Annotated in this window: 23 protein-coding genes; 10 read left to right on the forward strand and 13 right to left on the reverse strand. The window is 69.2% G+C overall.

The features are described from left to right. Both DM816_RS15495 and DM816_RS15500 read left to right on the forward strand, forming a co-directional pair. Positions 1-286: alpha-hydroxy-acid oxidizing protein (locus DM816_RS15495; protein ID WP_162907503.1), on the forward strand; the 286-nt coding region annotated here is incomplete at its 5' end. Continuing rightward, complete coding sequence (locus tag DM816_RS15500) at positions 283-945, forward strand: sulfotransferase family protein (protein ID WP_117210941.1); 663 nt, start codon at positions 283-285, stop codon at positions 943-945. The genes DM816_RS15495 and DM816_RS15500, both read left to right, overlap by 4 nt. Here DM816_RS15500 and DM816_RS15505 read toward each other — a convergent pair. From DM816_RS15505 to DM816_RS15530, 6 genes are read right to left on the reverse strand one after another with little or no spacing between them, the layout of a single operon-like run. After that, positions 912-1,463, reverse strand: a complete 552-nt coding sequence (locus tag DM816_RS15505; RefSeq protein WP_211588714.1) for an RNA polymerase sigma factor — start codon at positions 1,461-1,463, stop codon at positions 912-914. The two genes, DM816_RS15500 and DM816_RS15505, sit on opposite strands and share 34 nt — an antisense overlap. Before the next feature lie 49 nt (positions 1,464-1,512). After that, entirely contained in the window at positions 1,513-2,862 is a 1,350-nt protein-coding gene (locus DM816_RS15510) for a class I adenylate-forming enzyme family protein (RefSeq protein WP_162907504.1), read from the reverse strand. Between the two features lie 22 nt (positions 2,863-2,884). After that, complete coding sequence (locus tag DM816_RS15515; protein ID WP_117210943.1) at positions 2,885-4,195, reverse strand: toxic anion resistance protein; 1,311 nt, start codon at positions 4,193-4,195, stop codon at positions 2,885-2,887. An 8-nt stretch (positions 4,196-4,203) separates the two neighbouring features. Continuing rightward, the gene (locus DM816_RS15520) at positions 4,204-5,334 is read right to left on the reverse strand and encodes a type 2 periplasmic-binding domain-containing protein (RefSeq protein ID WP_211588715.1); all 1,131 of its coding nucleotides are present in this window, start codon (positions 5,332-5,334) and stop codon (positions 4,204-4,206) included. Positions 5,335-5,336: 2 nt separating this feature from the next. Continuing rightward, positions 5,337-5,939 carry a hypothetical protein gene (locus DM816_RS15525; protein ID WP_117210944.1) on the reverse strand — a complete coding sequence of 201 codons (603 nt, stop codon included), beginning with the start codon at positions 5,937-5,939 and terminating at the stop codon, positions 5,337-5,339. Beyond that, complete coding sequence (locus DM816_RS15530) at positions 5,936-7,561, reverse strand: vWA domain-containing protein (protein WP_117210945.1); 1,626 nt, start codon at positions 7,559-7,561, stop codon at positions 5,936-5,938. The genes DM816_RS15525 and DM816_RS15530 overlap by 4 nt, the downstream gene beginning before the upstream one ends. A gap of 185 nt (positions 7,562-7,746) precedes the next feature. On the opposite strand from DM816_RS15530, the gene DM816_RS15535 reads away from it, so the two are divergent. The 6 genes from DM816_RS15535 to DM816_RS15560 all read left to right on the forward strand — a co-directional run bounded on the left by DM816_RS15535 (position 7,747) and on the right by DM816_RS15560 (position 12,116). After that, on the forward strand, positions 7,747-8,085 hold the full coding sequence (locus DM816_RS15535; protein ID WP_117210946.1) for an immunity 51 family protein: 339 nt from the start codon (positions 7,747-7,749) through the stop codon (positions 8,083-8,085). A 210-nt stretch (positions 8,086-8,295) separates the two neighbouring features. Beyond that, positions 8,296-9,378: a GAF domain-containing sensor histidine kinase gene (locus DM816_RS15540; RefSeq protein WP_117210947.1), complete on the forward strand. Its 1,083-nt coding sequence runs from the start codon at positions 8,296-8,298 to the stop codon at positions 9,376-9,378. Then, complete coding sequence (locus DM816_RS15545; protein ID WP_117210948.1) at positions 9,375-9,983, forward strand: LuxR C-terminal-related transcriptional regulator; 609 nt, start codon at positions 9,375-9,377, stop codon at positions 9,981-9,983. Before DM816_RS15540 ends, DM816_RS15545 begins: the two co-directional genes overlap by 4 nt. Before the next feature lie 174 nt (positions 9,984-10,157). After that, entirely contained in the window at positions 10,158-10,808 is a 651-nt protein-coding gene (locus tag DM816_RS15550) for an SDR family NAD(P)-dependent oxidoreductase (RefSeq protein WP_117210949.1), read from the forward strand. 148 nt (positions 10,809-10,956) lie between these two features. Continuing rightward, the gene (locus tag DM816_RS15555; protein WP_162907505.1) at positions 10,957-11,145 is read left to right on the forward strand and encodes a VOC family protein; all 189 of its coding nucleotides are present in this window, start codon (positions 10,957-10,959) and stop codon (positions 11,143-11,145) included. Further along, a complete protein-coding gene (locus tag DM816_RS15560; protein WP_117210951.1) occupies positions 11,142-12,116 on the forward strand; it encodes an S-adenosylmethionine:tRNA ribosyltransferase-isomerase in 975 nt (324 codons plus the stop codon). Before DM816_RS15555 ends, DM816_RS15560 begins: the two co-directional genes overlap by 4 nt. A 48-nt stretch (positions 12,117-12,164) precedes the next feature. On the opposite strand, the gene DM816_RS15565 is transcribed toward DM816_RS15560, so the two are convergent. The 6 genes from DM816_RS15565 to DM816_RS15590 are packed head-to-tail and all read right to left on the reverse strand — an operon-like array spanning position 12,165 to position 17,238. After that, entirely contained in the window at positions 12,165-12,566 is a 402-nt protein-coding gene (locus DM816_RS15565; protein ID WP_117210952.1) for an LppU/SCO3897 family protein, read from the reverse strand. 50 nt (positions 12,567-12,616) lie between these two features. After that, a complete protein-coding gene (locus DM816_RS15570; RefSeq protein ID WP_117210953.1) occupies positions 12,617-13,510 on the reverse strand; it encodes a LysR family transcriptional regulator in 894 nt (297 codons plus the stop codon). A 49-nt stretch (positions 13,511-13,559) separates the two neighbouring features. Further along, a complete protein-coding gene (locus DM816_RS15575; RefSeq protein ID WP_117210980.1) occupies positions 13,560-14,384 on the reverse strand; it encodes an NAD-dependent epimerase/dehydratase family protein in 825 nt (274 codons plus the stop codon). 10 nt (positions 14,385-14,394) lie between these two features. Continuing rightward, a complete protein-coding gene (locus DM816_RS15580; RefSeq protein ID WP_117210954.1) occupies positions 14,395-15,783 on the reverse strand; it encodes an outer membrane protein assembly factor BamB family protein in 1,389 nt (462 codons plus the stop codon). After that, positions 15,773-15,988, reverse strand: a complete 216-nt coding sequence (locus DM816_RS15585; protein ID WP_425455244.1) for an RNA polymerase sigma factor — start codon at positions 15,986-15,988, stop codon at positions 15,773-15,775. Before DM816_RS15585 ends, DM816_RS15580 begins: the two co-directional genes overlap by 11 nt. 53 nt (positions 15,989-16,041) lie before the next feature. Further along, on the reverse strand, positions 16,042-17,238 hold the full coding sequence (locus tag DM816_RS15590; RefSeq protein WP_246001958.1) for a mechanosensitive ion channel family protein: 1,197 nt from the start codon (positions 17,236-17,238) through the stop codon (positions 16,042-16,044). Between the two features lie 61 nt (positions 17,239-17,299). Here DM816_RS15590 and DM816_RS15595 point away from each other — a divergent pair, with 61 nt between their 5' ends. Continuing rightward, a complete protein-coding gene (locus DM816_RS15595) occupies positions 17,300-17,878 on the forward strand; it encodes an ArsR/SmtB family transcription factor (protein WP_117210955.1) in 579 nt (192 codons plus the stop codon). A 4-nt stretch (positions 17,879-17,882) separates the two neighbouring features. Further along, positions 17,883-18,539, forward strand: a complete 657-nt coding sequence (locus tag DM816_RS15600; RefSeq protein ID WP_117210956.1) for an SRPBCC family protein — start codon at positions 17,883-17,885, stop codon at positions 18,537-18,539. Here the strand turns inward: DM816_RS15600 and DM816_RS15605 are convergent. Next, positions 18,529-19,470, reverse strand: a complete 942-nt coding sequence (locus DM816_RS15605; protein ID WP_342768710.1) for an acetylxylan esterase — start codon at positions 19,468-19,470, stop codon at positions 18,529-18,531. The genes DM816_RS15600 and DM816_RS15605 overlap by 11 nt on opposite strands. Positions 19,471-19,476 lie beyond the last annotated feature (6 nt).

A 19,476-nucleotide genomic window follows, 5' to 3' on the forward strand; every position in this document is an offset into this window, starting at 1 on the left:
ACCGGCCACAGTGGACCGCCTGCCGCACATCGTCGAGGCGGTTGGCGGGAAAATCCCCGTGCTGATGGACGGCGGCGTGCGCCGCGGCACCGATGTCGCCAAGGCGCTCGCGCTTGGCGCGCAGGCGGTCGCGATCGGCCGGCCCGCGCTGTGGGGCCTGGCCGCGGCGGGCGAGGACGGCGTCGTGTCCGTGCTCGAAATGCTGCGCCGCGAACTGCTCAACGCGCTGACCCTGCTGGGCGTCGAGGCGCCCGGCCAGCTGACCAGAGACCAGGTGGAACCATGAAGGTAATCGGAGTCGGGGTCGGTCGCACCGGCACGCTGTCGCTCAAGGCCGCCTTGGAACGGTTGGGTTTCGGGCCGTGCTTCCACGGCCGGCACGTCCTGGACCACCCCGACCGGCTGCCCATCTGGCAGTCCGCCGCGCGGGGGGAACCGGTCGACTGGGCAAGGCTCTTCCACGGCTACCGGTCCACTGTGGACTGGCCGGGAGCCGCGTTCTGGCGACCGCTTGCCGCCGCCTTTCCTCAGGCCAAGCTGATCCTGACGGTGCGCGACCCGGACGCCTGGTATGAGAGCGTGAGCAAAACCATCTACCGCATGTTCGGCAGCGACGGCGAGCAGGCCGTCGAACAGGCCCGGCGCATCGTGCCCGGCCTGGACGTCTTCACCTCTTTCCACCGCCAGATGATCTGGCACGGCTTCTTCGAGGGAAGGTTCGCCGACCGCGCCTTCGCCATCGACGCCTACGAGCGGCACAACGCGGCCGTCTTCAACGAGGCGCCGTCGGACCGGCTGCTGGTCATGTCGCCCGGCGCCGGGTGGAAGCCGCTGTGCGAGTTCCTTGAGGTGCCGGAGCCGGACGAGCCCTACCCGCACCTCAACGATCCGGCGAAGTTCTGGGCGCGGGTTCAGGCCAGGGTGGCCGAATCGCGCAGCGATTGACGCATCCGGGCCAGCCCGCGGCGCAGCCGCGTCTTGGCGGTGCCGAGCGGGATACCCTCCCGGTCGGCGATTTCCTTTGCGGTCAGGCCGAAGAACGCCACGAGGACGATCGGCCTGGCCTGATCGGCGGGCAGCGCCTGCAGTTGCTTTTGAAGAGATTTATCTATCTGGTACCTGTATTCGGCCGCCTCGATGGGCAGAGTCAAGAAGGCAGCGGGGTCGACCGGCAGATCACGCCGCAGGCGAATCGCGTCGATCGCCAGGTGGTGCGTGATGGTCAGCAGCCAGCTCGCCACCCGGCCGCGCCGCGAGTCGTATGTGGACGCCCGCCGCCAGACGCGCAGGAACGCGTCCTGTGTCACCTCCTCGGCCAGCCCCGGATCGCCCACGATGCGCAGTGCCAAACCGTGAACCCTGGACTGGAACCGGTGGATGAATGCCACCAATGCCCCCGAGTCGCCGAGCGCGATGGCGCGCATGAGCGCGTCGTCATCGAGCTCCGATCTAGTGACCTTCACATTCGCTTACACGGATGCAAATCAATTGTGGTTCAACCGGCCCGCAGGTCTAGATTTCTTCAGGCGAGGCCGCCCGGAAGAGAGCTGGTTTGTCGGGCTTTCCGGTCGCGGTCAACGGAATGTCGTGAATGACGGTGAATGTGCTCGGGACACTGTTGACGCTCAGGTGCAGTCTGGTCAAAGCGGTCAACTCGTCCGGGGGTGGCCGGCGATCCCCGGCCGGGACGACGAACGCGTGAATCGCCTCGCCCGTGCGCCGATCGGGCACGCCGACCGCGAACGCCTGCGCCACATCGGGATGCAGCGCGAGCACTCGCTCGATCGCTCCCGCATAGCACACCTCGGCGTTGACCATGATGACGTCGCGGGAGCGGCCGGTGAGATGAAGCCTGCCGTCGGCGTCGACATGCCCGCGGTCGCGCGTGTTCAGCCAGCCGTCGCGCAACACGTCTTCGGTTTCGTCGAGATAGCCCGACATCATGTGCGGGCTGCGCACCCAGATCTCACCCTCGCGGATGTCGAGCTCCACGTCGGACACTGGCCGGCCCACCGACGCCGCATGGCCCGCAGCGATGTCGTCGGGTGTGAGCATCGAGATGGCGCCGGCCTCACTTTGGCCGTACACCTGCCACACGATCGGTCCCAGACGTGCCGTCGCGGCTTCGAGCAGCGCCGGGCTCGCGGGCGAGCCGCCGAGCACCACTGCGCGCAGCCCGCCCAGGTCCACAGTGGAGTCCAGCGTCGCGGCGAGGAGCGGCGGGCGCATGACCACCGCTGTGCATCCGGTCCGCGCGATCGCCTCCGGCACGCCCATGCCGTCGCCGATCAGCACGGCCGTCCCGCCCGCCACGAGAGTCCGGCCGAGGTAGGTGAACATAGGCGGGCCAGAAATGTGCGCGATGACGAGGTACCGGCTGAAATCTCTCATCATTCTGGCGAGCGGCGCAGGCCATCGGTCCTTCTCATAGGCCAGCCCGATGGCCCTGTATTTGTGCGCGCACGCCTTCGGCCGGCCCGTGGTGCCGCTGGTGAAAAGCAGGCGGGCGACATCGTCCGGGTGCGCACGCGGCGTCACGTCCAGCGGCTCGGCCGCAAGCAGGTCGGTCAGGTCGTCGACGACCACGTCCACGTGAGCGCGGGCCGACTCCAGCTGCGCGGGACCCCACGCCGGCCGGAACGCCGCGACCGTCGCCCCGAGCACATGAGCGGCCAGGTGCGCCGCGTAGGCCTCGGGCGTGAGCGGCAGGCGCAACCCCACCCCGACCCCCCGCCCGAGGCCCATCTTCGCGAACCCGCCCGCGATCCGGCGCGCCATCCCCAGCAGCTCGCCACGCGTGACCACCCGCCCGTTGGACTCGACGGCGGGCGTGTCCGGCGCGGACCGTAGCGCACTTAGCACGGGCTCAGGGAACACACCTTTATTACGGGCTTTCCATGCGGGACGGATTCAGCCCGAGCCGTCCCGCGTTTTCGATCACCGAGGGCGGCAGGTCTGGGCCGGCAGGCAGCTCGATCGGCCGGCGCGCCTTGGTCACGAGCTCGACCACGCTCTTGCTCAGCCGCTGCGAGCTGGCCGACATCGACTCCTGCGCGGTGACGATGGCCGACACGACCTCGGCCCGTGCCTGCTGCCCGAAGCGCACCGCCTCCTCGATCCCCCGGGCCTGCGCGTCGATGGACGCGGCGACCTCCAGGATGGTCTGCGGCCGGATGGTCGGGGTCTGGATGAGCTTGGCGACCTGCGGCACCGCGGTCTTGGACGCGTTGGCATACGCGGTCAACACCTCGTTGGCGCCGTCGGCGACCGCCTGCTGCATGTGCGCGGCCTGGTTGGCCTGCAGCAGCAGCCCCCACTGCGCGATGGTCAGCTTCATGGTCGGGATGGTGAGGTTGACCAGGAGCGCCAGCCGCTGGCCGAGCCCGTAGTGCAGCAGCCGGATGTTGCGCACCTGCGGCGAGGTGGACCAGGCGACGAACAGCCGCTGCTGGAACTCGTTGATCCGTACCTCGATGGCCTGAATGAACTCGGTGAGCCGGGACAGCCGCTCCTCCTTGTCCCGCCGGTCCACATCGGACGGATCGATGGTGATCCCGCGTGCGTCGGCGACCGCCAGGTCGCGCACGAGTTCCATCACCGCGATGACGCCGGCCAGTTGGCTGATCGCGGCCTCATTGGCCCTGTAGAGCTCGTCGCACAGCACGACGTTGCGCTTGAGCTGCTGCAGCTTTTCGACCAGTGTGCCCGCGATGCGGTCGAGCTGCTTCTCGACCGAGCGCGCCTCCTCGAACAGCATCTCGACCAGGTCGCGGCCCCTGCGGAACAGGCCCTTGACGGCGTCCATGAACTTGTCGAACGCCTCGCGAACCTTCGGGTCGGACGGGTCGTACCTGCGCCGGAAGTCGCGCATCCGGTCGTTGATCTGATGCATGATCGCGGTGAGCTCCGGGATCTTCACCGGCCCGACCTCGCGGAAGATCCGCTGCACCTGCGCGTTGACCTGTTCGATGGCACCGGAGCCGAACTGGGCGAGGGTCTCGGTGTTGGCCAGCATCTGCGGGTACACCTGCCCGGCCAGCGCTCGGGCCTGCTCCCGCTGCGCGGGCGTGAGCAGATCGGCGCACACCAGCTCGCCGGGCGTGGTCACCGCCGACAGCGCGGCGTCGGCCGAGCCGGTGGGCGCCTGCGCGGGCGCGCCCACGATGCCGCCGAAGTCGATCTGGAGTTCAGACACGTTGTCCCCTAACACTTGTTGTGCTTGACGCAGTCCAGCAGCGCGAGGGTCACCTCGGCGTTGGGCGGTGTGGTGGTGCGGATGCGGTCGGCCAGCGCGAGATCCTTGAACTCGGCGAGGTCGTTGAGTCCAAGGTGGACACTGGACCGGAAGCCGTAGCGGCGCCACGCGATGGTCTGGATCTCGCGGTCCTTCATGGCGTCGAGGAACCGCGCGGCGTCGGCGTTGAGTGCCAGCACCGGGTGGTCGTTGTAGATGGTCGGATCGGGATACAGCACGCGCACCTCCTTGAGCGGGGCCGCGCCCGCCTGCGTGACCAGCTGAATGATCTGGCTCTCGTAGCCGGCGTAGAGCGGGTTCTGCAGCTCCGCGCCTTGCGTGAGCCACTGCCGGAAGCCGAAGTCCGAACTGGACGCCTGCAACCCCTGCGCCTCGTAGATGGCCCGGATCGTGGGCAACGCGGCCCGCGCCTGCTCCAGATTCGGCGTCTGGAACACATCATGCGTCGCGACGATGTTCAGTTCGAGCTGGGTGAGCGTGAAGCCGCTGCCCGACCGGGCCGGATCGGTGCTCGCGATCCGGATCGGCCCGCCGAAACCCTTCGTGCCCAGTGACTCCCATGTCTTGCGCGACAGGATGTGGTCGAGCAGGAGGGATTTCATGTTGACCACGAAGTACCGGTCCGAGCGCTTCTCGACGATGCCCGCGCGGATGAGGGCGTCGGTCCCCTGTGGCCCCGCATACAACACCTCGGGCGACTGGAGCACGGTCTCCGCGCGATAGCCGGAGAGCTTGTCGCGGTGCAGGTGCTCGTACACGCTCTGCGCGCTCGCGCTCGACGGCCACAGGCAGTCGACGTCGCGCTTCGAAAGTTCCTCGGCGGCCAGCTGCACCTGGTCGTAGGAGCCCATCAGGTCGGCCCGGACAGTCACGCCGTACCGCTCGCGCAGGATCCGCGTCACCTCCGGGTCGGCCATCAGCTCGGCCTTCTCCGACCCGATCAGGCAGGCGACGGACACCGGCTGCGCGGCGGCGGGCGCTCCGTCGCCGCGCAGCCGCTTGACGGCGTACACCGTGCCGACGCTCACGGCGAGCACGAGCACCAGTCCCATCAGGAATCTCGGACTCGGCAGTCTCACGGTCACTCCCTACCCAGTTGCGGAATCTTCGGTGGTGCCACGGTCTGCAGATTGGCCTGGTACTGTGCCAGCTCGCCGGAGTTGACCAGGCGCACGCTGTCCAGGGCGAACTCGCTGAACCGGGCGAACGCCTGCTCGCCGCCCTCCAGCAGCCGGGCCGCGTCGGGGTAGAAGGCCGGCTTGCGCTGGATGTCCAGGTACTGTGCGAGCACGCCGGACAGGCTGGTCAGGTGGGCCGACAGTTGGCTCGCGCTGGAGAACAGGCTGCTGGGCGACGTGGCCCGGACCCGGTCGAGCAGTTCGGGCACGGCCGCGCACGCCTGCTGCAGGTCGTGGCGGGCGCGTGCGGAGGAAACGTCACGCAGCCGCTTGCGAATGTCGGCGACCACGGCGAGGGCCTCGTCCACCTTGCGGGCGGCGTCGGCGTCGTAGTCGTCGTCGCGGACCTGGGTGGGCGTGCGGTCGTCGAGCATCAGATAGACGCCGATCGCGGCGGCGGCAGCGAGCACCGGCGACCAGAGCAGGCTGCCGGTCAGCGCGTAGCCGCCCGCGAACACGCCCACGGCGGCCAGCAGCGAGACGGGGGTCGCCAGGCGGTGTCTCACTTGTACCCCGCGGCCTGGCGCAGGGCCATCACGAGGTCGTCGTGCTGGACGAACGTGCCATCGGTGGCGGCGGCCGCCTCGCGCAGCTGGCCGGGGTCGGCGTCCCGGCCGAAGGCGATGGCTATGACCGGTACCCCCAAATTGTCAATGGCTTTCAAGGCACTCTCGCGACCGGAGGTGTCGGACCTGCCATCGGTCATCAGCACGACGAGTCCCTTGCGGCCGGGCCGTTTCGCCTGAGCGAGGGCCGGGACCGCCTGGCTCAGGCAGGCATACATGTTGGTGCCGCCGCCGGGCCGGTAATTCACGATTTTCTCGGTGAGCCCATGCAGTTGGGCGGCGTCGGCACCGTCGACGGTCCATGGGCTTCCCGCGGTGAGTCCGCTGTTGAAAATCGCCACCGTGGTGCGGTCCTCCGGATGCGTCCGCAGGAAGTTCAGCGCCGCCTGATCCTGGTCGAACACCTGGCGCGCGGCATCCTTGATGCCGTCCCAGCCGTTGTTCTCGCCCATCGACCCGCTGCCGTCGAGGCAGTAGAAGATGTCCACCGGCTTGCGATAGGCGGTCTGGTAACGGTCCAATGCGGACTGGATCACGCTCGCCGCCGGATACTGGATCCCCTGCTCGCGCAGGTTCGCCTGGATACCCCAGTCGGGGTTGAACACGGTGAGGTCGGGATTGTCCAGTGTCAGCCCGATGCTCGCGGCCGGGCGCCGGCCGAGCTGCAACAGTCTGGTCTTGGCGTCCGGGTCGTTGAGCAGGAAGCCCTGCAGCTCGTTGAACAGCTTGCGTTTCGCGGCGTCGGTGTCACCGCCGCGCGGCAGGAAGCCGAGCGGCGCGTCGCTTATCGCCAGCGAACCCTTCGGATAGACGGCGTGGAGCGGTTCCCTGCCCTGCCGCACCAGCTCCTGATTCTTCTCGATGACGAGGTCCTCATAGGTGAAGACCGTCCGGCAGACGTCCATTTTGGATACGCAATCGTTCATGAGGGTACCGGTCGAGGGCGGCGTCGAATCCATGGCCTGCACGAAGCGGGTGATCCCGTCGCGCACCGCCGGCGAGTCCAGCTGCTGCTGGGTCAGCGCCTGCCCCGGCCCGTTGCCCGCGAAGTGATTCATGAATCCAAACAGGACGGTCGCGCCCGAGTTGGACTGTGTGGGATTGGTCGCCCACACAGTCGTCTTCCCCGATTCGACGGCGGCGAGAATGTCGGCGATCTGCACGTCAGACCGCCCGACAAAGCCCAGTTTCTGCATCTCCGAGCGCCAGCCCGCGTACACGATCGGCGTCAGGAACATCGGCTTGACGTCCTGCAGCGCGCTGCTGCGGTCCCCGATCTGGGAGAACACCGAGCTGGCAAACCAATAGGCGTCAAAGTCCTTGCTGCCCGAGGCGAGCAGGCGGGCCTGGTCCACCGAGCCCTTGAGCGTGAAGTGGCAGGCGTACTTCCGCGCCTCGCACCACGGCTTGACGACCTGGTCCAGCACGGCCTGCTGTTCCGAGCCCGCAACGATGCTCAGCGCCTTGGGGTCCGGGTCATAGCCCGGCTTCGGCGGATCGTCCGTGCAGCCCGCAAGCAACCCCACCACCACGGCCGCCGCCACCAGCCCACTGAATCGCATGTCCCCCTTGGTATCAGAGCATTACCAGCAAACTTCCGGTAAACGATTCGTGACCACCACACGACGCGCACCACCCCGGCGCGTTCGCGCCCGGTGTACCGACCGGCATCCGCACCGTCCACCCCGGACTGATTCATCCTTGAGTCAGGTTGCCGAGGTGGCCGGGTGGCTGGAAGACTGCGCGGGTGCATCCGCTCAAGCTGATCGAAACCAGCCCGGGTAAGTACTCGCTTCTGCTCAACGCTGGGACGACACAGGTAGATGGGCTCATCGAGGAGCTCGGCCACGAGGCCAACGGCTACTTCTGGGAGGGCGTGGCGCAGCTTGTCGTCCGCAACGAGGCGCCCGAGCTGCAAGGCCGGTTCGGCTACGACCCCGAAGGCAGCATGTTCTGCGCCTACGGCACCGACCGCGAGGCACTGCAGCGACTGGGCACGTTGATGAGCGCGGTGGCGGCAAGCCCGGACCGCATGCGTGAGCTGATCGAGACCGCCGAGGCGAACGGCTTCGAGTTCGACGACTAGCTCGCGACATCCACCCCGCCGCGATCACCCCACGCACCCCCTTCTCGCGTTGATCATAAACTTAAGTCAATGCTCGGCGGTGTGTTGACGCCAACTTCATGGTCAATCCCGTCGTTGTCGACCATGAACTTCAGGGCGCGACACATCGTCAAACATCGACTCAAGTTCATGATCAACCGGCAACGCGAGGGGCGGGGATAACGTGGGGGTGTGGATCCGTTTGGGCGCCTGAGCAGGGCCGTGCTTGCCGTGAGCCGGCAGCTGTCGGTCAAGGAGGTGCTGCAGACCATCGTCACGGTCGCGCGGGACCTGCTCGACGCGGAGTATGCGGCGCTCGGCGTTCCGGATGATCAGGGCGGGTTCGCCGAGTTCGTGGTCGACGGCATCACCGACGAGCAGTGGGACGCGATCGGGCCGCTGCCGCGCCAGCACGGCCTGCTGGGTGTCATGCTGCGCGAGGCCAAACCGCAGCGCATCGACGACGTGCGCGAGGATCCGCGGTTCGGCTGGTGGCCGGCGGCGCATCCCGTGTTGGCCGACTTCCTCGGCATGCCGATTATGGATGGCGACGACATCCTGGGCGCGATCTATCTGGCGAACCGGCGCTCCGGGAAATTTACGGAGGCTGATGAGGGGACGCTGGGAGTGCTTGCCGCGCACGCGGCCATCGCGCTGACCAACGCCCGGCTGTACGAGCGCAGCCGCGAGCTCACGCTGCTGGAGGAACGCCATCGGGTGGCTCGCGAACTGCACGACGCCGTGGCGCAGAAGCTGTTCAGCCTCCGGCTCACCGCCTCAGCGGCCGCTGCGCTCGTGCAGACCGATCCGCAGCGGGCCGCCGCGCGGCTTGAAGAGGTCGGCACGCTCGCCGCGCAGGCGGCCGAGGAGCTGGGCGAGGTGGTCGCGGAGCTGCGCCCGCGCGAGCTGGCCGACGCGGGGCTGGTCGAGACCCTGCGCCGGCGGGTCAACCTGCTGGGCCGCGTCCACACCACGACCAAGCTGCACTTCGCGGTGACCGTCCAACCACGACTGTCACCCTCGGCCGAGGAGGCGGCGCTGCGTGTGGTCGAGGAGGCCCTGCACAATGCTCTGCGGCACGCCGATGCGGCCAACATCTGGGTCACGCTCACCGCGCAGGGGGTTGAGGTGCGCGACGACGGCGTGGGCTTCGACCCGGCCGGCGCGCGCGGGCTGGGCCTGGCGTCCATGCGCGAACGCGCCCGCCGGGCGGGTGGGAGTCTCACCGTGTCATCGCGGCCTGGCGGCGGTACCAGGATAAGAATGGTTCTATGAAAATCCGGGTGCTCATCGCGGACGACCACGAGATGGTCAGGCGCGGGCTGCGCACGTTCCTGGAATTGCACGATGACATGGAGGTCGTGGCCGATGTCGCCGACGGCGCGGCATGCCTTCAGGCGGCGGCCGAGACCAAGCCCGACGTGGTGCTGCTCGACCTGAAGATGCCCGGCCTCGACGCCGTCTCGACCGTGCGCGGGCTGGCCGGATTCAAGGTGCTCATCGTCACCAGCTTCAGCGCGCGATCCGAGGTGATGCCCGCGATCCGGGCCGGAGCGGCCGGGCTAGTATACAAAGACATCGATCCGGCGGCCCTGGCCAACGCCATCCGCTCGGTCCACGCCGGCCACGTGTTGCTGCCACCCGACCTGGCCAGCGCGTTGATGACCGGCGACGCCGGCCCGGACCGCCTGGGCAACCTCACCCCGCGCGAACGCGACGTGCTCGCCGAGATCGCCCACGGGCGGTCCAATAAGGAGATTGCGAAATCCTTGCGGCTGGCCGAAAAGACGGTCAAGACCCATGTTTCCAGTATCCTGATGAAGCTCAATGTCGAGGATCGCACCCAGGCCGCGCTCTATGCGGTGCGGCACAACCTGTAGGGCGGTCCGAGCGTCGGCCTGAGACGATGCGCCGCTGTCCGCGGTGTTGAACCGGGTGATGGTTCCGCGGGCACCGAGCCGATCGGAGCGCAAGCTGGGCTTAGGTCCAAAGACCTAGACCATGGGCGTCTGCGGCCCGATTTCAGGACGCGGTGCGGTGCATAGCTTTGAGCTATGCCAAATGCCATTATCACCGGCGGGTCTCGCGGGCTGGGGCTCGCCCTGACCCGCGTGCTGGTCGACGCGGGGTGGACCGTCGCGACCGACGCGCGCGGCTCGCTGGCGGACTCGCCCGCTCAGGTCAAAGTCGTTGGGGACGTTACGGATCCGGCGCACCGGCAGCGGCTGACCGGATCGCTGGACTCGATCGATCTGTTGGTCAACAACGCGGGCGCGCTTGGGCCGTCGCCTCTCCCGCTCGTTTCGGCGCTCGACGCGGACGCGCTGCGCGGGCTGTTCGAGACCAATGTCGTCGCACCGCTGGCCCTCACGCAGCTGGCCCTGCCGAAGCTGCGCGCGTCCGGCGGGATCGTCATCAACGTGACCTCCGATGCGGCGGTGGAGCCGTATCGCGGGTGGGGCGGCTACGGCGCGTCGAAGTCGGCATTGGAGCGCCTGGGCGCCGTGCTCGGCGTCGAGGAGGAGGGCTCCATCAGCGTGTGGCAGCTCGACCCGGGCGACCTGCGCACCACGATGCACCAGGACGCCTATCCGGGCGAGGATATCTCCGACCGCCCGCTTCCCGAGTCCGTGGCGCCCGCGTTGCTGCGCATGCTCGCCGAACGGCCGGCTTCCGGACGGTACCCCCTGAGCAAATGGGTTTAAGAATGTGGGCGCCGCTTGAGGTGGCCGACTTCGCGGCTGCCGCGGCGTTTTACGAGGGTGTACTGGGCCTGCCGCGCATCGACGGGTGGGAGCGCGACGGCGAACGGGGGGCGTCTTCGGCGTCGGTGAGAGCGGACGCATCGAGATCGTGTCTCCGGGCACGGCCTTGCCGCCGCCGCAGACGGCCATCGAGCTGCCCAGCTGGTCCGATGTGGACAGGCTGGCCGCAAAGTTGCGGGCGATACCAACGGTTTTCCCACGTGGGCACTACGGCTTTGTCACGACCGACCCCGACGGTCATCCCCTGCTGGTGTGGAGTGAGGCGACTGCGGCATGAATTTCACCCTTCCCCCGGAGCTGGAGGCGCACGAACCGCCCGAGGCACGCGGTTTGCGCCGCGACGAGGTACGGATGCTCGTCGCACACCCGCCACAATCCATGGCGCACCAACGGTTCACTGACCTACCCGACCTGCTCGAACCCGGCGACGTGCTGGTGGTCAACAACTCCGGCACGCTACCCGCAGCGGTCGATGTCATCGGGCACGAACTGGCGCTGCACGTGTCCACCGAACTCGACGACGGCCGCTGGCTCGTGGAGCCGCGCCCGGCCACCGATCTGCGCGCGCTGGAGCTCAAGGGCGGCGCGCGGGTCACCCTCGAATCGCGCTACACGGACCGGCTGTGGATCGCCTCATTCGACGGTGCCGGGTCGGTTCCGCAATACCTGCGCGACCACGGACGGCCCATCAGATACTCCTATGTGGAGCGTGAGTGGCCGATCGAGTCGTATCAGACGGTGTTCGCGACCGTGGACGGGTCGGCCGAGATGCCCAGCGCCGGGCGGCCGTTCACCCACGAGCTCGTGACGCGGCTCGTCAGCCGGGGCATCGTCATCGTGCCCATCACCCTGCACACCGGGGTTGCCTCGCCCGAGGCGCACGAGAAGCCCTATCCTGAGCGGTTTTCCGTGCCGGCGGCAACGGCCCACCTGGTGAACCACGCCGCAGGGCGGGTCATCGCGGTCGGCACGACCGTGGTCCGCGCGCTCGAATCGGCCACCGCACCGGACGGCACGGTCGTGCCGCGCGAAGGCTGGACCGACCTCATCGTCACGCCCGAACGCGGCGTGTCCACAGTGGACGGCCTGCTCACCGGCTTCCACGAGCCCCGGGCCTCACACCTGCTGATGCTGGAAGCAATCGCCGGCCCGGCCCTGCTGGAGGCGTGCTACCGCGAGGCCATAGCTGGGCGCTACCTCTTTCACGAGTTCGGCGATCTCAACCTGCTGCTGCGCCGGGCCCGATAGCGGATGTGCGCCTCGAACAGCCGCCTGCCTCCCACCAAAACCACACGCCTACTGTGGCAAGTGCTTGGTCCGCAGGCAAAGCACGACCCCGGGCTCCCCCGGCCGCCCCTCCCAATAGGCCCGCTCGGGCGCCCGTGAAGTCGATGGCGAAGGCGGCTGTGAAGGCGGCGGCGAGGCCAGCGCCTTGCACGCCTCGGCCGCCTCCGCCTGCGCCCGCCCGTCGACCCGCCCGACCACCGTGAACGCGGCCGTCGCGTCCGCGCAGTCCACGATCCGGAACCGGCCGTCGTCCGCACCGACCAGGCAGTCACCGACCTGCGCCCGCACATCGGACGTCGGTATGCCGCTGACGAACTGCCACACCAGTGCCACGATGCCGCCGACCATCGCCAGCACCAGGCACACCAGCGCGATCTGCAGTACGACCGCGCCTCCCCTTTTCTCACCCACGACACACAACACGCACGGGAGGCCGGCCGGGTTTCAGGCTCCCGCGCTCGCTAGTCGGAGGCGTGGGCGAGCGCGTCGATCAGGTCGCGCAAGGCGGACTGGGCCAGAGATGTCTCCCGCACGGCCGCATAGATCGATCGGGTCGGCTCCGGTCGGCGCACCCTGCGCGCCACAACCCCAGGGTGCCGGCTGCCCAACCCGGTGCGCGGGATGAGGCTCACCCCGAGCCCGGCGGCCACAAACCCCTGCGCGGTGGCGTAATCTTCGCTTTCCACCACGAACCTCGGGCTGAACCCGGCCGCCGCACACGCCTCCAGCATGATCGCCCGGGACGGCCCGGCCGGCCACTCGTTGTCCACCCACGGCTCGTCGGCGAGGTCGGCCAGGTCGATCGCACGGGCGGTGTTGGCCAGCCGGTGCCGCTTGGCAAGCACGGCCAGGTACGGGTCGTCGAGCAGGTGGATCAGGCGGGTGCCGGCGGGCGGCTCGGTGCGCGGGCGCACCACAATGGCCAGGTCGGCGCGGCCCTGCTCGACCTCGGGCAGCGGGTCCTCGGGATGGCTGACCCGCAGGTCAACCTGCACTCCCGGGTGGGAGTGGTGGAAGCGGGCCAGCGCGGGCGGCACCAGCGCCGCACCGGCCGTGGCGAAGTAACGCACCACGAGCCGGCCCGTGCGCCCGGCCCGCAGGTCGGCCAGGGCGGTCTCGGCGTCGGCGACGTGCCGCGCGATGACCGCGGCGTGATCGGTGAGCACCCGCCCGGCCGGGGTCGGCCGCACTCCCCTGCCGACGCGCTCCAGCAGGGGCACGCCCGCCTGCTTTTCGAGCGCGGCGATCTGCTGGCTGATCGCCGACGGGGTGTAGCCGAGGTTTGTCGCGGCTGCGGTCACCGACCCGCTGGTCACCACGGCCCGCAGGATCTGCAGCCGGCGCAGGTCGAGCATGTAGTCCAGCCTAAAGGTGCCCGCAGAATCTTTGACTCGTTCTGACAGTTCACCGCGGTGGGGATGACGCGCCGGCGACCGGCTCCCAGCCCAACTCGTTACGCGCCTTGGCATTCGACACCCGCATCGACGTGTCGATCATAGCGGCGCCCAGGTAGGGCACTGCCGCGCGGAGCAGCCGACCAGGAAGCGGCAGCCCATGCCTCCCGGCCATCTCCCGCCAGGTCGCCGGATTTTCCATGCAGATGTTGTACGCCTCGCGGGCCGCGCCGCGTTCGAGGGCCAGGACGGTCGCGGCGGCCGCGTCCCGCACATGCACCCACGGCACGACGCCGCCCCTGAGCGGCACGGGAAACCGGCCGCGCGAAAACCACGTGCCCGGGCCGAAGAACACGCCATAGCGCAACGCGATCCCGTCCACGGCGAAGGCCTGCCGCTCGGCCGACACCAGCCCGTCCACCACCGGGTCGGCGGGGCCGCCCGTCTTGACGCCGAACGGGTCGGTCTCGGTGAGCGGGCGGTCGCCGTGATCCAGGTAGCCGTAGCCGAGCACCAGCGACTGGACCAGGAACCGTTGCGCGCCAAGCAATTGCGCCGCCTCGATCAGGTTGGCGGTGCCCTTGATCCGCAGCACGGTGCTCGGGTCGTTGGCGTCGACCGTGCGGCGTGCCTGCTTCAGCGCGGTGAGCTGGTGGATGACGGCATCGGCGGTCCGGCCCCGCAGGGCGCGCAGCAGCGCCTCGCGGTCGAGCGCGTCCGCCCTGATGTCGCCCGCTGTGCGGGACAGCGTGAGCACCTCGTGGCCGGCGTTGGTCAGGGCCGTGGTGAGCGGGCGGCCGATCGCCCCGGTGGCGCCCGCGAGCAGGATCCTCACGGGCACCACACTAAGCGAATCGATGCACGAAGATCCCTTCGGGTGTGGGCATGATGACCATGTTGCCGGCAACCGCCAGGAGACCCGCGACGAGTGCGTTCTCGCCAAGTTTGGTGACCGCACCCGTGGCCAGGGACAACCCGCTGACGCCGCTGTCTGCGCTCCACAGCAGGAGGTTGCCGCCGTCGATCCACGTCGCCAGCGTGCCCTGCAGTTTCGGCTCGGCCAGCGCCTGACCCGCCGGGCCGAGGATCACCGGGCCCTGGGAGCCCAGCACGAGCAGGTTGGGCCCGTAGGGGACGGGACTCCACCTGAACTCGAACACGGTGTGTTCCCACACCACTTTCGCGCTCACGGGATCGACCGCCGCCACGCGGTCATCGGCCACGACACAGATGAGGCGGGTCGCACAGGGGGTGATGGCACGGGTGGCCTTCGCGGTGGTGTGGATGAGCCGTAGCGGCGCCGTGCCGAACACGTCTATCTCCCGCACCTCCTTCTCGCTGGCGGCGTAGAGCTTGCCGTCGAGCACGAACCCGTATCCGGTCGGCCCGGTCGCCGGTCCGTCGCGTTCGGACAGTACCCGTCCGGAGTCCACGTCGAGCACCTTCAGCCGCCCGGAGCGGGTGTGCACGACCACCCGGCGATCGTCCGATGCGGACACCACCTCGGACTCCTGCGGCGCGCGGATCGCGGTGGTCCCGCCCTTCACGGCCGGCTCGTCGAACGTCCAGCGCACGGCACCGGTCTTGAGGTCGATCGCCTCGGTCCGGCCGTCGGAGATCCACGTGAGGACGAGCAGATCCGGGAAGAGCACGCGATCGGTGTCGTTGTAGCTGTACGGCAGCCGCCACAGCTCCCGGCCCGTGCCCGGGTCGAGCGCGATGATGGTGTCCGGCCTGACCGGCCCGCCCGTCTCGCCGAAGCCCTGCTCGGCGAGCAGGACGATGGCGTCGCGGGCGACCTGCATGCCGTTGGTGTCGCCGAACCTGCCGACGTTGACCGGTGCGAACACCGGCCGCCGGGTGGCCAGGTCGATCACGGCGACGTGCTCGGAGTTGTCCTCGTCGAGCCACATCACATACGCGTGGGTGTCGCTGGCCAAGGCAATGCCCAACTCCGCGGGCTTGTCGAACGCCACGACCGGCTTGGCGTCCGGGTCGAACGGCGTGAACGTGATGGGCGGCGGCACGTCCGGCTGGATGACCGGCGGGGGCGTCGACCGGGCAAGCCACGGCATGATCGCGGCCACCACCGCCACCACCGCGATCGCCGCGGTGACGATCGTCCTGTTGCGACGGTGCCGGGCGCGGGCGCGGATGTCGCCGAGGCCCGCAAGCGGCACGGCGTCGGCCCGCTCGGCGAGCCGTTCGTAGAGGCGGTCCAGTTCAGCCGACATTGCCGCCACCCCTTCCCGACATCGCCGCGTAGCCGAGAGCGGCGGCGAGATTGGCCCGCCCCCGCCAGGCGCGCGCATAGGCCTCCTGGGTCAGGTCCTGCGCCTCCGCCAGATCGCCGGTCAGGCCGTACGCGTATCTGAGCAGCCGGCGTGAGGTGCCCTCGTAGAAGGACTCGAAGTCAGGGACGGTCACAATCGGGTACACGGGATGACCCTCGGGAAAGTTGCACCGGTCCGCGGGCGATGCTCGTGGCGATGTCAGGGTTCGTCAAGGCGGGCCTGTTCGGACAGGATCGTCTCGTGCAGCGGGCGTTCGGGGCCGTGGAAGGCCTCGCCTCGGGCCTCGCCGTCCTCGCTGCCGCTGAAAACCCTTGCGCCCTCGCTGTCTTCGGGCATCTGGGTGGGCCGCGAACGGGTCCGCGAGCCGATTTCGAGCCGCGTGCGGGGCATCGCGTTGGGACGGTTTTCACGCACCCACGCGACCATGTGCTCACGCACGATGCAGCGCAGGTCCCACAGTGACGGCGCGTCGCCCGCGCTGACCAGCCCCCGCAGCCGGATGCGGCCCTGGATCGCGTCGGTCACCTGTAGCACGCACACCCGCCCGTCCCACAGGTCGTTGGCCTCGACGAACCGCCGCAGCTCGTCGCGCAGCTCCGGCACGGGCGTGTCCCAGTCGACGTCCAGCTCGACCGTGCCGAGGAGCTCGGATCGAGTGCGGGTCCAGTTCTGGTACGGCCTCGAGGTGAAGTACGACGTGGGCAGGATCAGGCGCCGGTCGTCCCAGATGTGCAGCACGACGTGGGTGAGCGTGATCTCCTCGATCCGCGCCCACTCGTTTTCCACCACCACCACATCGTCGATGCGGATCGCGTCGCTGAAGGCCAGCTGCAGTCCGGCGATGACGTTGCCCAGTACGCTCTGCGCCGCCAGCGCGGTGACGATGCCGATGATGCCCGCCGACGCGAGCAGGCTCGTCCCGATGGCCCTGACCTGGGGGAAGGTCATCAGGATCAGTCCAAGTGCGACGATCACGACCGCCGCGATGGTGACCCGGCGCAGCATCTCGATCTGCGTGCGGATCCGCCTGGCCTCCCGGTTGTCGGGCACGTCGATGCGGAACCGGGCCTCGGCCACGTCTTCGAGCGCGAGCAGCGCGGTGGCCAGCAGCCAGGCGCCCGCCACAATGACCGCGATGCCCATCACGTGCAGCACGCCGTGGCGGACGTCGAATCTGGCGGGCGAGACCTGCAGCGCGGTACGGGCCGCGAGCAGCACGCAGAACACCTGAAACGCGCGGTGCGCGTGCGAGGTGAGCTCGGCCAGCAGCATGTATCGGCGGCCGAGGCGCACCAGCGTGCGGTGGACGAGCTCCACCGCGACGACTGCCAGCAGGGCCGCGCCCACGACGGCGAGCAGGGTCTTGGGTACCGGATCCACGGCCTTTGTTTTCACCTACGCGACCTTGATTAAACGCCATTTGACAAATTCATTTTTCAAGTGGCACGCTGTTGACATGCCAGCCGGGATCGATGTCGTCAGCGAGCACGACCGCCTGCGCGGCGCGCTCGGCCAACTGCGCCGGCGCATCCTGGCCGGTTTGCACGAGCCCGGCTCGGCCACCACGCTGGCCGCCGAGCTCGGCGAGACCCGCCAGCGGGTCAACTACCACCTGCGCGAGCTGGAGAAGGCGGGCCTGGTCGAGGTGGTCGAGCTGCGCCAGCGCCGCGGCCGCACCGAGCGGCTCATGCGCGCGACCGCCCGCACGGTGGTCGTGGCCCCGGCCGTGGTCGGCGACCTGGCGGCCGAGACCCAGGACCGGTTCGCCGCCGACGCCCTGCTCGCCGTGTCCGCGCGCATGCTGCGCGACGTGGCCGCGATGCGCGAGCGGGCCGGGGCCGCCAACAAACGGCTGATCACCTTCACGCTCGAGGCCGACGTGGGGTTCGAGCGCCCCGCCGACATCGAGCGGTTCGCCACCCGGCTGGGTGAGGCGCTAGCCGAACTGGCCGCCGAGTTCGACTCGCCTGCCGCGCGGCGCCGCTACCGGATTGTCGCCGGCGGGCACCCGACCATGCCAAGCGAAAGCGAGTGACGCGATGGAAGCGAAGCTGAAGCCGTTCCGTGTGGAGACCACGATCGACGCGCCGCGTGAGGTGGTGTGGCGTGCGCTGACCACACCGAGCGTCATCCGTGAGTGGTTCGGCTGGGATGACGAGGGGCTGGAGGGCGAGATCCGGTACATCTTCGTCGACCACGCCAAGCACCTGCCGCCCGACCGCATCACCCTCGCCCTCGGCCAGGAGCTCCAGCTGGAGGCCGACGGTCCACACCGGACGGTGGTGCGCGCCGTGCTGCCCGGCTCGCTGGACGAGGCGGACTGGGAGGACATCTTCGATGCCATCGAGGAGGGCTGGCGCACGTTCTTCGAGCAGCTGCGGTTCATGGTGGCGCACAGCGGCTCCGGCCGCCACACCCTCCGCCTCGGCGGCAAGGCGAAGCCCTCCGTGGCCACCGATCTGGCCCGGTCCATTGGCGGGCACGAGGTCTGGCATCGCAGCCGTTACCAGCTCATGTTCGCCACGCCCGATGGCCGGCTCGTCGGGCTGATGGCCGAGTCGCCTTTGGACGATGACGCCGAGGGCCCGATCAGCCTGCAGGTCACCGCCTACGGGCCGGACGGCGATGACAACGGGCACGCCGAGCTGCGCGACCGGTGGGCCGCGCTGGTGAAAGACCCGGAGTTCACGCCATAGCCGACGCCAGGAAGCGAAGTTGATCGGCGATCTGGTGGGTCTGCCCGCCCTCGTGCCCGTTGTAGTGCCACACGTTCATGCGCTTCGGCCCGGCGTAGTGGTTGTACGCGGCGTACACGGTGGACGGTGGGCAGACCGGGTCCATGAGCCCAACCGAAAACAGTGCGGTCGCCGACGCCCGTGCCGCGAAGTTCACGCCGTCCACATAGGACAGCGTGTGCAGCACCTTCGCCGTGTCGTGGCGCTGGATCGCACAATAGGACACCAGCTCCGGGTACGGGCCGTCGGTCGCGATGTCGATGGCCCGCCGCCAGTGGCACAGGAACGGCACATCGATCAGCGCGGCCTTGACGTGCGGGCTGAGCCCGGCGGCGGCCAGCGCGAGCCCGCCGCCCTGACTCCCGCCCGAGACGGCGATCCGCGACGGGTCCACGCCCGGAGCCGCGCGCAACGCATCCACCGCCCTCACCGCGTCCGTGATCAGGCGCCGGTAGTAGTAGGTCGACGGGTCGCGCACTCCGCGCGTCATGAAGCCGGGATATTGCGGGTCGAGCGGACCGGCCGAGGCGTCGGGAGTGTCGCCCGGCACCCACATCGCTCCCTGGCCCCGATTGTCCATCACCAGGTTGGCATATCCGGCGGCGCTCGGCACCAGCCAGTCGTGCGGCAGGCCGCGACCGCCCGCATAGCCGATGTAGGTCACGACGCCGGGCAGTGGATCGTCCACATTGCGCGGACGGATCAGCCAGCCCCGGATCGGATCGCCTCCGAAGCCCGGGAACGTCACGTCCCAGACGTCCACAGTGGACAAGCCGCTGTCGTAGGGCTCGAAGACGGGCTTTTCGGGTGTGCCGCTGAGCGTTTCGGCCCAGAACGCGTCGAAGTCGTCCGGCTCGTCGCGCTCCGGGCGGTACACCTCAAGTTCCGTCAAGGGAAA

It is taken from the genome of Allorhizocola rhizosphaerae, assembly GCF_003426775.1.
Lineage (GTDB): Bacteria > Actinomycetota > Actinomycetes > Mycobacteriales > Micromonosporaceae > Allorhizocola > Allorhizocola rhizosphaerae.